This window comes from Streptomyces similanensis (genome assembly GCF_039543625.1).
Lineage (GTDB): Bacteria > Actinomycetota > Actinomycetes > Streptomycetales > Streptomycetaceae > Streptomyces > Streptomyces similanensis.
In genome coordinates, this window is sequence record NZ_BAABKC010000011.1 from 331,961 (window position 1) to 344,960 (window position 13,000).

The window sequence follows — 13,000 nt, forward strand, 5'->3', positions numbered from 1 at the left end:
CGCTCATCGGCCGCACCGCCCCGTACCGGCCGGCTCGTCGGCCGCGTCGGCCGCCGCGGCGGTGAACACCGGCCGGAAGGCGAGGATCTCCGCCGTCGCCGCGCCGCTGGTGACGAACGGGTCGGAGGCGACGGCGGCCTCGATCTCCGCGCGCGAACCCTCCGCCACCACCACGCCGCCGGTCCGCGGCTCCAGCGGCCCGGCGATCCGGGCGAGGCCGCGGGCGAACACCCCGTCCGGATTGGCGTAGTGGGCCTCCTTCAGCGAGTCGATGGTCTCCAGCGGGGCCCGGTATCTGAACACGATGACGAACATGGCCCCAGCCAACGCCACCGCGGGGCGACACCGCCAGGACCGGTCGCCCCGCGACCTATAGGCTGGCGGCTATGACCGCTGGTGGGACGGGGCCCGAAGGCCCGAGCGCCGCGCCGGACCTGGAGCTGCGGCAGTTGCGCTACTTCGCCGCCGTCGCCGAGGCCGGCACCGTCACCGAGGCCGCCCGCCGGCTGCGGATCGCCCAGCCGAGCCTGAGCCAGCAGCTCAAACGGCTCGAACGGCGCGTCGGCGCACCCCTGTTCCGGCGGCTGCCGCACGGCATGGAACTCACCGAGTCCGGACGGCTGCTGCTGACCGGCGTCGACCGGGCGCTGGCGGTGCTCGGCGCGGCGCTCGACGCGGCCCGCGCCGCCCCGGTGACGGCGACGGTCGGCGTGTGCCGGGGCGTGCCGAGGGACGTACTGGAGCGCGCCGAGCGCCGCCTCACGGCCGCCGGGCCCCTCCGCCTCGGCTACGAACCGGCCGACTCCGCGAGCCAGCCCGAACTGCTGCGCACCGGGGTGCTCGCCTACGGCATCCTGCGCGCCCCCGTCGCCGACCCGGCCGGACTGGAGTCGTACCCGCTGGGCGACGAACCCCTCGGCGTCGTCCTGCACGCCCGGCACCCGCTCGCCGGGCGCACGGAGCTGACCTGGGCCGATCTGAGCGGGCTGCGCCTGCTGTGGTTCCCCGAACGGCGCGCCCCCGGCTACGCGTCCGCCGTCCTGGCCCGGCTCGCGGAACACGGCTGGCGGCCGGACACCGTCGTCGAGGACAGCGGCAGCCACACCCTGTTCCGGCACGCGCTCGCCGGCCACGACGACCTGGTGGCGCTGCGCACCCGGTCCGCCGCCGGAGCCGACGCCGACCTCCTGTGGCGGCCGGTCGGCCCCCGGCCGCCCCGCGAGCGGCTGCTGCTGGCGGTCGCCGGGCGCACCCCCTGGTCCGGGCGGCTCACCGACGCTCCGGGCGGTCGCCGGGAGCCCGGCTGAGGCGCCGTCAGGATTGGCGCAGCAGCTGGTTGACCGCGCGCCCGAACATCGCGTGCGCCGCGCGCCGCAGCAGCGGATCGAACAGGCCCGGCAGGAACCGCACCCCCAGCTCCTCGCGCCACCGCACGCGGGAGCGGCCGCCGGGTCCGGGCCCGACCTCGATCTCCGCCCAGCCCAGCACCACCCGGCCGCGCTTCTCCAGCCGGCACAGGCCCGGCTCGCCGTCGGCCGGCGGGCGCCACAGCACGACCTCCATGCGGTCGTCGAAGCGCAGCGGGCCCACCGTCGTCCGGGCGGTGAAGGCGGTGCCCTCGCGGGTCGGCCCGTCCGTGGTCACGGTGACGCGGGTCAGCGGGACCACGTCGGCGTGCCGGGGCCACCGCGTGAGCCGCCGCCAGGCCTCGTCGGGCGAGAGCGGCGGCGTGCGTTCGAGGGAGAAGAAGACCACGGGCCGATGGTAGGCAATCCGCCCCGCCCCGCCGTCCGTTCGCCCCCGCGTCACCCGCCCGGCCCCGCGCCCGTACGCCGGTGGAGCGTACGTCCGCGGTCGCGCGCCGCGCGGCGCTACGGCCGGTAGACCTCGCCCGGGACCGGCTTGCCCGGCGCGATCAGCTGGGGCACCGTCACGAAGACGTAGCCGCGCTGCTTGAGCGCGTCGATGATGCCGGGGACGGCCGGGACGGTGCCCTGGTAGATGTCGTGCAGCAGGATGATGCCGTCGCGGGAGGCCTGGTCGAGGACTCGCTTGGTGATCAGCGCGGAGTCGGTCGTGGTGTAGTCCTTGGCGGTCACGCTCCACAGCACCTCGGACATGCCCATCTCCTTGGAGACGCGCTGCACGGTGTCGTTGGTACGGCCCTGCGGCGGGCGCATCAGCGTCGGTCTGCGGCCGGTCAGCCGCTCGATCGCGTCGTTGGGACGCTTCAGCTCCTCGCGTATCTCCTGCTCGGATATCTTCGTGAGGATCTTGTGGTCCCAGGTGTGGCTGGCCACCTCGTGGCCCTCGGCCGCCATCCGCTTGACCAGCTCCGGGTACTTCTCGATGTGCCGCGCGCCCAGCAGGAAGAAGGTCGCCGGGACCTGCTTCTCCTTGAGGATGTCCAGCAGCCGCGCGGAGTTCTCGCTCGGGCCGGCGTCGAAGGTGAGCGCGATGCACTTGGCCTTGCGGCAGTCGACGGTGCCGAAGCGCCCCGGCGCGCCGGCGGCGGCCTGGGTGCGGGCCTCGCTCGGCGAGGTGGCGTCGACCTTGGTGCAGCCGCTCAGCGCCAGCGTCAGCCCGGCGGCGGCCAGCAGCGCGCCGGCCCCCCTCAGGCGTGCGATCCCCCGAAGTCCCGTGCTCGCGCGGAAACCCGCGATCCTCCGGAACCCCGTCCCCGTCTTCTTCATCTTCTTGGTCGCAGATGGCATGCGCGGACTATATACAGAGGGTATAGACGCGGTGTATAGCGGGGTCGAATAAACGATCGACGCACGCACGATCGACCCCCGCCGCCCCCGATCTCCGCCCGAATTGACCCGATGTGTGCACTTCCGCCCCCGGGTTACTCAAGCCGACACGCGAGTGAAGGCAATTGGGGGCGAGAGGGAGGAGAGTCCCAGTGAGCGGACGCACCTGGCGCCGGGCCCTGGTGACCGGCGGAGCCGGCTTCGTGGGATCCCATCTGTGCGCGCGACTGCTCGACGCCAACGCCGGCGTCGTCTGCCTGGACAACCTGTCCACCGGCTCCTACGCCAACGTGGCCGAGCTGGAGCGGCGGCGCGGCTTCCGCTTCGTCCACGCCGACGCCACCGACCCCGACGCCGTACGCGGCCTGCCCGGCGGCTTCGACCTCGTCCTGCACTTCGCCTGCCCGGCCTCGCCCGCCGACTACCTGCGGCTGCCGCTCCAGACGCTGGAGGCCGGCAGCGCCGGCACCCGCAACGCCCTGGAGCGCGCCCGCGCCGACGGCGCCCGCCTCCTGCTCGCCTCCACCTCCGAGGTCTACGGCGACCCGCTGGAGCACCCGCAGCGCGAGAGCTACTGGGGCAACGTCAACCCGGTCGGCCCGCGCAGCGTCTACGACGAGTCCAAGCGCTTCGCCGAGGCCCTGGTCACCGCGCACCGCCGGGTCCACGGCACCGACACCGCCATCGTGCGCATCTTCAACACCTACGGCCCCCGGATGCGCACCGGCGACGGCCGCGCCGTGCCCACCTTCGTCGCCCAGGCCCTGGACGGTGAACCGCTCACGGTCGCCGGCGACGGCAGCCAGACCCGCTCGCTGTGCTACGTCGACGACACGGTCGACGGCGTCCTGGCGCTGGCCGCCTCCGGTGAGAGCGGGCCGGTGAACATCGGCGGCGGCGACGAGATCACCGTGCTGGAGCTGGCCGAGCGGATCGTGGAGCTGACCGGCTCGCGCTCGCGCGTCCGCTTCGTGGACCGCCCCGTGGACGACCCGGGCCGCCGCCGCCCCGACACCCGGCTCGCCCGCGAACTGCTCGGCTGGCAGCCGCGCGTGCCCTGGAGCGAGGGCCTCGCCCGCACGATCGGCTGGTTCACCCGAGCGGCGGCGGCCTGACCGCCCCGAGCGCGGGCGCCGGTCACCGGGGACACCGGTGACCGGCGCTTTCGCGTCGCCCGCCGCCACCGTCGCGCCGCAACCCGGACGACCGGGGCGCAGTCCGGGCGGACAGTGGACCGCGGTGTCCTGAACCGTACTGCGCCCCGCTGACCAGCAGCGGTCACTTCGGGTCACCACATCACGACCTGGACGGCCGAATCGGCCCTCGAAGCCGCCAGTTGGCTTCACGTGTTTGAGACAGCCGCAGCGCGGCACCCAGAAGCCCGAAGTGTCCGAAGTTTCCCGATGTGCCCGACAGTCCCCACACGCCGCACCATCGCCGAACGGGACGGAGCCACCCCCATGCGCATCCTTGGTATCAACGCCCTGTTCCACGACCCGGCCGCCGCCCTCCTCGTGGACGGCAGGACGGTCGCGGCCGGCGAGGAGGAGCGCTTCAGCCGCCGCAAGCACGGCAAGCGCCCGGTGCCGTTCTCCGCCTGGGAACTGCCGGAACTCGCCGCCCGCTGGTGCCTGGAGCACGCGGGCCTGCGCCCCGAGGACCTGGACGCCGTCACCTACTCCTTCGACCCGGCCCTGGCCCGGCCCGCCGCCGACCTCGGCCTGTTCGACCCGTGGGACCCGCTGCGCCTGGAGTACGCCCGCCGCGCCCCCGAGTTCCTCGCCGAGGCGCTGCCCGGACTCGACCCGGCCAAGGTCGTCTTCGTCCCGCACCACATCGCGCACGCCGCCTCCGCCGGACCCGCCTCCCCGTACCCCGACAGCGCCGTCCTCGTCCTGGACGGCCGCGGCGAGGCCGCCTCCCACCTCGCGGGCCGCTTCCACGACGGCAAGCTCGACACCCTCGCCGCCCAGGCGCTGCCCCACTCCCTCGGCCTGGTCTACGAGGAGCTGACCGAACACCTCGGCTTCCTGCGCAGCAGCGACGAGTACAAGGTCATGGCGCTCGCCTCCTACGGCACGCCCCGCCACCTGGACCGGCTGCGCGAGCAGGTGCACGCCACCGGCGACGGCGGCTTCCGCGCCCACGGGGTCGACTGGTCCGCCCTCGCCCCGCCGCGCGCCGAGGACGAGCCCTGGACCCGCGACCACGCCGACCTGGCGGCCAGCTGCCAGGCCGTGCTGGAGGAGGTGCTGCTCGACCTCGCGGGCTGGCTGCACCGCGAGGCGGGCGGGGAGGCCCTCGCCCTGGCCGGCGGCGTCGCCCTCAACTGCGTCGCCAACTCCAGGATCGCCGCCGACGGCCCGTACCGGCACGTGTGGGTGCAGCCCGCCGCCGGAGACGCCGGCACCGCGCTCGGCGGCGCCCTGTACCTGGCGGCGAGCGAGGGCGCGGTGCCCGAGCCGATGACCGGCGCCGACCTCGGTCGCGGCTGGAGCGACGAGGAGCTGCGGCACTGGCTGGAGGAGGCCGCCGTACCCTACGAGCGGCCCGAGGACATAGCCGAGACGGTCGCCGAGGAACTGGCCCGCGACGGCGTCGTGGCCTGGTTCCAGGGCCGCGGCGAGTTCGGGCCGCGCGCCCTCGGGCACCGCTCCCTGCTCGCCCACCCGGGCCGCGCCGAGAACCTGGAACGGCTCAACCGGGTGAAGGGCCGTGAGGAGTTCCGTCCGGTGGCGCCCATGGTCCTCGCCGAACGCGCCCGCGAACTCTTCGACGGACCGCTCCCGAGCCCGTACATGCTCTTCGTGCACGACGTGCACCCCGAGTGGCGGGAGCGGATACCGGCCGTGGTGCACGTGGACGGCACCGCCCGCATCCAGACCGTGGACGAGCGGCGCGAACCGCTGGTCGCGCGCATGCTGCGCGGCTTCGAGCGGCGCACCGGGCTGCCCGTCGTCGTCAACACCAGCCTGAACACCGCCGGCCGGCCCATGGTGGACGACCCGCGCGATGCGCTGGAGTGCTTCGGCTCCGCGCCCGTGGACCTGCTCGCCATCGGCCCGTACGCGGTACGCAGGGGGAGGGCGTACGCATGAACCGCACCGACGAGGGCAGGCCCGCCGGGGCCGGCCGCACGGACGAGGCACGGCCCGGCGCCCCCGCCTACGCCGTGGTCGTCCCCACGCTGGCCCGCGACACCCTGGCCGACTGCCTGGCCGCGCTGGCCGCCGCGCACGGGCCCGGACCGCGGGAGATCGTCCTCGTGGACGACCGCCCCGACCCCGAACCGGGCGCGCTGCACCACCCGTTGAACGTGCTGGGCGACCTGCGCGCCCGCACCGCCGTCCTCACCAGCGGCGGCCGGGGACCCGCCGCCGCCCGCAACACCGGGCTGCGCGCGGTCACCACGCCCTGGGTGGCCTTCCTCGACGACGACGTGCAGGTGGGCCCGCACTGGTGCGACCAGCTGGCGCAGGACCTGGCCGAGGCGAGCCGGGACACCGGAGCCGTCCAGGGCGTCATCGCCGTGCCGCTGCCCGGCGAGCGCCGGCCCACCGACTGGGAGCGGGGCACCGCCGGGCTCGCCCGGGCCCGCTGGATCACCGCCGACATGGCGTACCGCACCGACGCCCTCAAGCAGGTCGCCGGCTTCGACGAGCGCTTCACCCGCGCCTTCCGCGAGGACGCCGACCTGGCGCTGCGCGTCCTGGACGCCGGCTGGCGCATCCGCCAGGGCCGGCGCACCACCCGGCACCCGGTCCGCCCCGCCGACCGCTGGGTGTCGCTGCGCGCGCAGCGCGGCAACGCCGACGACGCGCTGATGCTGCGGCTGCACGGACCGGACTGGTGGCACAAGGCGGTCGCCCCGCGCGGCCGCATCCGCTCCCACCTGGCGGTCACCGCCGCCGGCGTGACCGCCTGCGCCCTCGCCGCGGCCGGCCGCCGCCGGGCCGCCGCCGTCGCCGCGCTCGGCTGGGCCGCGGGCACCGCCGAGTTCGCCTGGACGCGGATCGCGCCCGGGCCGCGCACCCGCGACGAGGTCACCACCATGGCCGTCACCAGCGTTCTCATCCCGCCCGCCGCCACCTGGCACTGGCTGAGCGGCCTGTGGCGCCACCGGGCGGCCCCCGCCTGGCAGGAGGTGGCCCCGTGACCGCGCCCACCGGCCGGATCAAGGCCGTGCTGTTCGACCGCGACGGCACGCTCGTCGAGGACGTCCCCTACAACTCCGACCCCGACCGGGTCCGCCCCGTCGACGGCGCCCGCCAGGCGGTGGCGCTGCTGCGGGCGCACGGCGTCGGAGTCGGCGTGATCACCAACCAGTCCGGCGTGGCCCGCGGGCTGCTCTGCGCCGCCGACGTGCGCCGCGTCAACGAACGCGTCGAGGTGCTGCTCGGCCCGTTCGACGTGTGGGCGGTGTGCCCGCACGGCCCCGGCGACGGCTGCGCCTGCCGCAAGCCGCGGCCCGGCATGGTGCTGTCGGCGGCCGCCCGGCTGCGGGTGCGGCCCGAGGAGGTCGTCGTGATCGGCGACATCGGCTCCGACCTGGCGGCCGCCCGCGCCGCCGGCGCCCACGGCGTCCTCGTGCCCACCCCGGTCACCCGCGCCGAGGAGGTCACCGCCGCCGACCATGTCGCCGCGAACCTGCTGACCGCCGTCCGCGCGGTCCTCACCGACCCGCCCTGGGGCAGGATCCTGGCCGACGAACGCCCCCTCGGCACCGCCTACGGCCCCGGCCCCGCGCAGCCCTCCGAGCCGGCGCAGTCCTCCGGTCCGGCGCAGTCCTCCGGGTTCGCGCAGTCCTCCGGCCCCGCGCGGCCTTCGGCGCCGGGCCCGGACGACGGGATCGTGCGGACCGCTCCGCGCACCCACCGCCCGGTGCAGCCGTCCGTGCAGCCGGCCGTGCCCGACGACCGCCGGAGGCCGAGATGAAGGCCCTCGTCAGCCGCCTCGACAGCTTCGGCGACGTCCTGCTCGCCGGGCCCGCCGTCCGCGCCGTCGCCGCCCGCGCCGACCACGTCACCCTCCTGTGCGGGCCGCGCGGCGAACCGGCCGCGCGGCTGCTCCCGGCCGTGGACGAGATCGTCGTCTGGGACGCGCCCTGGGCCGGCTTCGCACCGCCGCCCGTCGACCGCGCCGACGTCGAACGCCTCCTCGGCGCGATCGACGCCGACACCGCCCTCGTCCTCACCTCCTTCCACCAGTCCCCGCTGCCCACCGCCCTGCTGCTGCGCCTGGCCGGCGTCCGGCGCGTCGCCGCCGACAGCGAGGACTACCCCGGCTCCCTGCTCGACGTACGCCACCGGCGCGCCCCGCACGCCCACGAGGCCGAGGCCGCCCTCGACCTCGCCGAAGCCGCCGGCTTCCCGTGCCCCGACGACGGCCGGCTCGCGGTGCTGACCCCGCCCGACACCACCGCCCTGACCGGCCCGGACCCCTACGTCGTGCTGCACCCGGGCGCGAGCGTGCCCGCCCGCGCCTGGAGCGCCGAACGCTGCGCGCAGGCGGTGCGCGAACTCACCGCGGCCGGACACCGGGTCGTCGTCACCGGCGGCCGCGGCGAGAAGGACCTCACCGCGCACGTCGCCGGAGCGCACGGCCTCGACCTCGGCGGCCGCACCGAGGCCGCCGAGCTGTCCGGGGTGCTCGCCGCCGCCCGCGCGGTCGTCACCGGCAACACCGGCCCCGCCCATCTGGCCGCCGCCGTCGGCACCCCCGTCGTCTCCCTGTTCGCGCCGGTCGTCCCGGCCGAGCGCTGGCGCCCCTGGGGCGTCCCGTACGTGCTGCTCGGCGACCAGGACGCGCCGTGCGCCGGCAGCCGCGCCCGCACCTGCCCGGTGCCCGGCCATCCCTGCCTGGAGTCGGTGACCGCGCACGACGTGCGCGCCGCAGTGGAGAAGGTGATGCAGGCGTGAGGATCCTCATCTGGCACGTGCACGGCTCCTGGACGACCGCGTTCGTCCAGGGCCCGCACACCTACGTCGTCCCCGTCACCCCCGACCGCGGACCCGACGGCCTCGGCCGCGCCCGCACCTTCGACTGGCCCGGCTCGGTGATCGAACTCCCGCCGGAGCGGCTGCGCGAGACGGACGTCGACCTGGTCGTGCTGCAACGCCCGCACGAGTACGACCTCGTACGGCGCTGGCTCGGCCGCACCCCGCCCATGGTGTACCTGGAGCACAACGCCCCCGACGGCGACGTGCCCGACACCCGCCACCCGGTGACCGGGCTGCCCGCCGGGATCCCGCTGGTGCACGTCACCCACTTCAACCGCCTGATGTGGGACGCCGGCAGCGCCGACACCGCCGTGATCGAACACGGCATCGTGGACCCCGGCCCGCGCTGGACCGGCGAGCTGCCGCACGCCGCCGTAGTCGTCAACGAGCCGGTCCGGCGCGGCCGGACGACCGGCACGGACCTGCTGCCCGGCTTCGCGCGGGCCGCCCCGCTGGACGTCTTCGGCATGCGCACCGAGGGCCTGGCCGGCCACCTCGGCCTGCCGCCCGGGCGCTGCCGCTCGTACGAACTGGTCCAGAAGGACCTGCACACGGAGCTGGCCCGGCGCCGCCTCTACCTCCACCCGGTCCGCTGGACCTCCCTCGGCCTGTCCCTGCTGGAGGCGATGCACCTCGGCATGCCCGTGGTCGCCCTCGCCACCACCGAGGTCGCCGAGGCGGTGCCGCCGGGCACCGGAGTGGTCTCCAACCGCCTCGACGTACTCGCCGACGCCGTACGGGACTTCGTCGCCGACCCGCTGTACGCCCGCACCGTCGGCGAGGCAGCGCGCGCCGCCGCGCTCGCCCGCTACGGGCTCTCCCGCTTCTTGGACGACTGGGAGCGGCTGCTGAAGGAGGTCACCCGATGAGGATCGCCATGGTGTCCGAGCACGCGAGTCCGCTCGCCGCGCTCGGCGGGGTCGACGCCGGTGGCCAGAACGTCTACGTCGCCCGCCTCACCGAGGAGTTGGCCCGGCGCGGACACGACGTCACCGTCTACACCCGGCGCGATGCGGCCGAGTTGCCCGACCGGGTGCCGCTGCCGGGCGGCGCGGTCGTCGAGCACGTACCGGCCGGACCGCCCGAAGTCCTTCCCAAGGACGACCTGTTCGCGCACATGCCCGCCTTCGGCGCCCACCTCGCCCGGGCCTGGCGGCACGAGAGGCCCGACGTCGTGCACGCGCACTTCTGGATGTCCGGCATGGCCTCCCTGCTCGGCGCCGGACCGCACGGCGTCCCGGTCGTGCAGACCTACCACGCCCTCGGCACCGTCAAGCGCCGCCACCAGGGCCGCGAGGACACCAGCCCGCGCGAACGCGTCGGCATCGAGCGGCAGATCGGCCGCAGCTGCGAGAGAGTCCTGGCCACCTGCACCGACGAGGTGCACGAACTCGCCGACCTGGGCATCTCGCCGAACCAGGTCTCCGTGGTGCCCTGCGGCGTCGACGCCGCCCACTTCCACCCCGGCGCCGACCCCGCCACCGGCCCCGCGCCCGCCCGCGAGCAGCGCCACCGGCTGCTGTCCTGCGGCCGGCTGGTCCGCCGCAAGGGATACGACCAGGCGATCCGCGCCCTGGCCCGGATCCCGCACGCCGAACTCGTCGTCGCAGGCGGCCCGCCCGCGAGTCGCCTGCACACCGAGCCCGAGGCCGAACGCCTGCTGAAGCTGGCCGCTGCGGAGGGCGTCGGCGACCGGGTACGGCTGCTCGGCGCCGTCGACCCGGCCCACATGCCCGCCCTGATGCGCGGCGCCGACCTGGTGCTGTGCACACCCACCTACGAGCCGTTCGGCATCGTGCCGCTGGAGGCGATGGCCTGCGCGGTGCCGGTGGTCGCCACCGACGTCGGCGGCCACCGCGACTCGGTCGCCGACGGCCGCACCGGCCGGCTCGTGCCCGAGGGCGACTGCGCCGCGATCGCCGCCGCCGTGCGCGACCTGCTCGGCAGCGAGCGCACCCGCCGCCGCTACGGCGACGCCGGCCGCGAACGCGTCCTGGCCCGCTTCACCTGGCGGCGCGTCGCCGACGGCGTCGAACAGGTCTACCGGCGGGTCGCCGCCGGCCACGAGGTCGGCTCGGAGGTGGCGTGATGCGCACCGCTGCCGGCAAGGACAGGGAGGCGGCGTCATGAGCGTCCAGACCCCGGCCGTCGTCGGCCACTGCGACGAACTCCTCGTCGCCCTCGGCCGGTTCCGCGCCTCCGCGCCCATCACCCAGCGGTGGGGCGAACGGCTCGCCACCGTGCTCGGCGGCGGCGGCCGGCTGCTCGCCGCGGGCAACGGCGGCAGCGCCGCCCAGGCCCAGCACCTCACCGCCGAACTCGTCGGCCGCTACCGCGACGACCGGCCGCCGTTCTCCGCGATCGCCCTGCACGCCGACACCTCGAGCACCACCGCCATCGCCAACGACTACGGCGTCCACGAGGTGTTCGCCCGCCAGGTGCGCGCCCACGGCCGCGCCGGGGACGTGCTGATACTGCTGTCCACCAGCGGCGCCAGCGCCAACCTGCTCTCCGCCGCCGACGCGGGCCGGGCCGCCGGGATGCGCGTGTGGGCGCTGACCGGACCCGCGCCCAACCCGCTCAGCGCGGGCAGCGACGAGACGCTGAGCGTGGCCGGCGCGTCCACCGCCACCGTGCAGGAACTCCACCTGGTGGCCGTGCACATGGTGTGCGCCGCCTTCGACGCGGCCGTCGAGCGGGCCGGGAGGTGACATGACGGGCAAGGCACCCCTGGTCGTGGTCGGCGACGCCCTGCTGGACCGCGACCTGACCGGACACGCCGACCGGCTCGCGCCCGACGCGCCCGTCCCGGTCGTCGCCGACTGCGACGAGCGGGTACGGCCGGGCGGCGCCGCGCTGGCCGCGTACCTCGCCGCCCGCGACGGCCGCGAGGTCACCCTGATCACCGGCCTGGACGACGGACCGGCCGGGCGCGAGCTGCGCCGGCTCCTGGAACCCCGGATGACCCTGGTCCCGCTGCCGATGGCGGGCGAACTGCCGCAGAAGACCCGGGTGCTCGCCCAGGGCCGCCCGGTGGTCCGCCTCGACCGCGGCGACGGCCGGGCCCGCGAGGCCACCGACCAGGCCCGCGCGGTGCTCGCCGCGGGCCGTGCCGTCCTGGTCGCCGACTACGGCCGGGGCACGGTGGACGCGCTGCGCGCCCAACTCGTCCGCCGTCCCCCGGTGGTGTGGGACCCGCACCCGCGCGGCGGCCCGCCGCTGCCCGGCACCCGCCTGGTCACCCCGGCCCGCTCCGAGGCGCACGCCTTCGCCGCCGGCCTCACCGGCGAGGGCGCCGGCGAGGCGGGAGCGCGGGGCGGCGACGGGCCCGGCAACGAGCTGCGCGCCGTGGCCGGCGAGGCCGCCGCTCTGGTACGGCACTGGCGGGTCGCCGCCGTCACGGTCACCCTCGGCGCGCGCGGCGCCCTGCTGTCGTACGGCGAGCACCCGCTGCTGGTGCCGGTGGCCGCCGCGCACCAGGGCGATCCGTGCGGCGCGGGCGACCGCTTCGCCGCGACGGCCGCCGGGCTGCTCGCGGACGGCGCGCTGGTGGAGGAGGCGGTGGAGGGCGCCGTCACCGCGGCGAGCGCCTTCGTCGGCGCGGGCGGCGCGGGCGCGCTGCTCGGCGACGGGCCCGCCCCGCACGGACCGAACGCCGCGCACCTGGACGGGGATCCGGCCGCGCTGATCGCCCGGGTGCGGGCGGGCGGCGGCACGGTCGTCGCCGCGGGCGGCTGCTTCGACCTGCTGCACGCCGGCCACGTCGGCCTCCTCCAGGCCGCCCGGCGCATCGGCGACTGCCTGGTCGTGTGCGTCAACTCCGACGCCTCCGTACGCCGCCGCAAGGGCGACGGCCGCCCCGTCAACCCGCTCGCCGACCGGGTGCGCGTCCTTCGGGCGCTGGCCTGCGTGGACGCGGTCGCCGTCTTCGACGAGAACACTCCCGAGCGCCTGCTGTCCGCGCTGCGCCCCGACGTCTGGGTCAAAGGCGGCGACTACGCGGGCGCCGACCTCCCGGAGGCCGCCCTCCTGGAGGAATGGGGCGGCCAGGCCGTCCTCCTCCCGTACCTGGACGGCCACTCCTCGACGGCCCTCCTGGCTAGAGCGGCGGAGCACACCCGATGACCGCCGGCGCCGCGACGCCGCGCCGCCCGGCGCGACCCGCCCCGCACCCGGCCCCGGCGACGCGCCCGCGTCCGCCGCCCACCGGCGACGCGACCCCTGCCGCCCTGCGGGCCGCCCGGACGG

General features: G+C 76.4%; 13 protein-coding genes. 10 read left to right on the forward strand and 3 right to left on the reverse strand.

Features of this window, described 5'->3' with window-relative positions; all coding sequences use genetic code 11:
• Positions 1 to 3 precede the first annotated feature (3 nt).
• Positions 4 to 315, reverse strand: a complete 312-nt coding sequence (locus ABEB07_RS04745) for a YciI family protein (RefSeq protein WP_176151011.1) — start codon at positions 313 to 315, stop codon at positions 4 to 6.
• A gap of 71 nt (positions 316 to 386) precedes the next feature.
• Between ABEB07_RS04745 and ABEB07_RS04750 the strand changes: the two genes are divergently transcribed.
• Positions 387 to 1,307, forward strand: coding sequence for a LysR family transcriptional regulator (locus tag ABEB07_RS04750; RefSeq protein WP_345667141.1), 921 nt, complete (start codon positions 387 to 389; stop codon positions 1,305 to 1,307).
• A gap of 7 nt (positions 1,308 to 1,314) precedes the next feature.
• Here ABEB07_RS04750 and ABEB07_RS04755 read toward each other — a convergent pair whose 3' ends face one another.
• Both ABEB07_RS04755 and ABEB07_RS04760 read right to left on the reverse strand, forming a co-directional pair.
• Positions 1,315 to 1,755 (reverse strand): SRPBCC family protein, encoded by a 441-nt coding sequence (locus ABEB07_RS04755; RefSeq protein ID WP_176151013.1) that lies wholly within the window; start codon positions 1,753 to 1,755, stop codon positions 1,315 to 1,317.
• 116 nt (positions 1,756 to 1,871) lie between these two features.
• Positions 1,872 to 2,693 carry a polysaccharide deacetylase family protein gene (locus ABEB07_RS04760; protein WP_345667164.1) on the reverse strand — a complete coding sequence of 274 codons (822 nt, stop codon included), beginning with the start codon at positions 2,691 to 2,693 and terminating at the stop codon, positions 1,872 to 1,874.
• 212 nt (positions 2,694 to 2,905) lie between these two features.
• Between ABEB07_RS04760 and ABEB07_RS04765 the strand changes: the two genes are divergently transcribed.
• The 9 genes from ABEB07_RS04765 (at position 2,906) to rfaE2 (ending at position 12,877) form a co-directional block, all read left to right on the forward strand.
• The gene (locus ABEB07_RS04765) at positions 2,906 to 3,868 is read left to right on the forward strand and encodes a UDP-glucuronic acid decarboxylase family protein (RefSeq protein WP_345667143.1); all 963 of its coding nucleotides are present in this window, start codon (positions 2,906 to 2,908) and stop codon (positions 3,866 to 3,868) included.
• A 345-nt stretch (positions 3,869 to 4,213) separates the two neighbouring features.
• Positions 4,214 to 5,851 carry a carbamoyltransferase family protein gene (locus ABEB07_RS04770; RefSeq protein WP_345667144.1) on the forward strand — a complete coding sequence of 546 codons (1,638 nt, stop codon included), beginning with the start codon at positions 4,214 to 4,216 and terminating at the stop codon, positions 5,849 to 5,851.
• Positions 5,848 to 6,909 carry a glycosyltransferase family 2 protein gene (locus ABEB07_RS04775; protein WP_345667145.1) on the forward strand — a complete coding sequence of 354 codons (1,062 nt, stop codon included), beginning with the start codon at positions 5,848 to 5,850 and terminating at the stop codon, positions 6,907 to 6,909. The genes ABEB07_RS04770 and ABEB07_RS04775 overlap by 4 nt, the downstream gene beginning before the upstream one ends.
• A complete protein-coding gene (locus tag ABEB07_RS04780) occupies positions 6,906 to 7,688 on the forward strand; it encodes a D-glycero-alpha-D-manno-heptose-1,7-bisphosphate 7-phosphatase (protein ID WP_425588950.1) in 783 nt (260 codons plus the stop codon). The genes ABEB07_RS04775 and ABEB07_RS04780 overlap by 4 nt, the downstream gene beginning before the upstream one ends.
• The gene (locus ABEB07_RS04785) at positions 7,685 to 8,671 is read left to right on the forward strand and encodes a glycosyltransferase family 9 protein (protein ID WP_345667146.1); all 987 of its coding nucleotides are present in this window, start codon (positions 7,685 to 7,687) and stop codon (positions 8,669 to 8,671) included. The genes ABEB07_RS04780 and ABEB07_RS04785 overlap by 4 nt, the downstream gene beginning before the upstream one ends.
• Positions 8,668 to 9,621, forward strand: coding sequence for a glycosyltransferase (locus ABEB07_RS04790; protein WP_345667147.1), 954 nt, complete (start codon positions 8,668 to 8,670; stop codon positions 9,619 to 9,621). Before ABEB07_RS04785 ends, ABEB07_RS04790 begins: the two co-directional genes overlap by 4 nt.
• Positions 9,618 to 10,841: a glycosyltransferase gene (locus tag ABEB07_RS04795; RefSeq protein WP_345667148.1), complete on the forward strand. Its 1,224-nt coding sequence runs from the start codon at positions 9,618 to 9,620 to the stop codon at positions 10,839 to 10,841. The genes ABEB07_RS04790 and ABEB07_RS04795 overlap by 4 nt, the downstream gene beginning before the upstream one ends.
• Positions 10,842 to 10,878: 37 nt before the next feature.
• A complete protein-coding gene (locus tag ABEB07_RS04800) occupies positions 10,879 to 11,463 on the forward strand; it encodes a D-sedoheptulose-7-phosphate isomerase (protein ID WP_345667149.1) in 585 nt (194 codons plus the stop codon).
• 1 nt (position 11,464) lies between these two features.
• Positions 11,465 to 12,877, forward strand: a complete 1,413-nt coding sequence (gene rfaE2 / locus ABEB07_RS04805; protein WP_345667150.1) for a D-glycero-beta-D-manno-heptose 1-phosphate adenylyltransferase — start codon at positions 11,465 to 11,467, stop codon at positions 12,875 to 12,877.
• Positions 12,878 to 13,000: the final 123 nt, after the last annotated feature.

Coding starts and splice junctions, on each gene's coding strand:
- rfaE2 (WP_345667150.1), top strand. CDS start 11,465: ATGACGGGCAAGGCACCCCTGGTCGTGGTCGGCGACGCCCTGCTGGAC.
- ABEB07_RS04770 (WP_345667144.1), top strand. CDS start 4,214: ATGCGCATCCTTGGTATCAACGCCCTGTTCCACGACCCGGCCGCCGCC.
- ABEB07_RS04795 (WP_345667148.1), top strand. CDS start 9,618: ATGAGGATCGCCATGGTGTCCGAGCACGCGAGTCCGCTCGCCGCGCTC.
- ABEB07_RS04750 (WP_345667141.1), top strand. CDS start 387: ATGACCGCTGGTGGGACGGGGCCCGAAGGCCCGAGCGCCGCGCCGGAC.
- ABEB07_RS04745 (WP_176151011.1), bottom strand. CDS start 315: ATGTTCGTCATCGTGTTCAGATACCGGGCCCCGCTGGAGACCATCGAC.
- ABEB07_RS04785 (WP_345667146.1), top strand. CDS start 7,685: ATGAAGGCCCTCGTCAGCCGCCTCGACAGCTTCGGCGACGTCCTGCTC.
- ABEB07_RS04760 (WP_345667164.1), bottom strand. CDS start 2,693: ATGAAGAAGACGGGGACGGGGTTCCGGAGGATCGCGGGTTTCCGCGCG.
- ABEB07_RS04800 (WP_345667149.1), top strand. CDS start 10,879: ATGAGCGTCCAGACCCCGGCCGTCGTCGGCCACTGCGACGAACTCCTC.
- ABEB07_RS04775 (WP_345667145.1), top strand. CDS start 5,848: ATGAACCGCACCGACGAGGGCAGGCCCGCCGGGGCCGGCCGCACGGAC.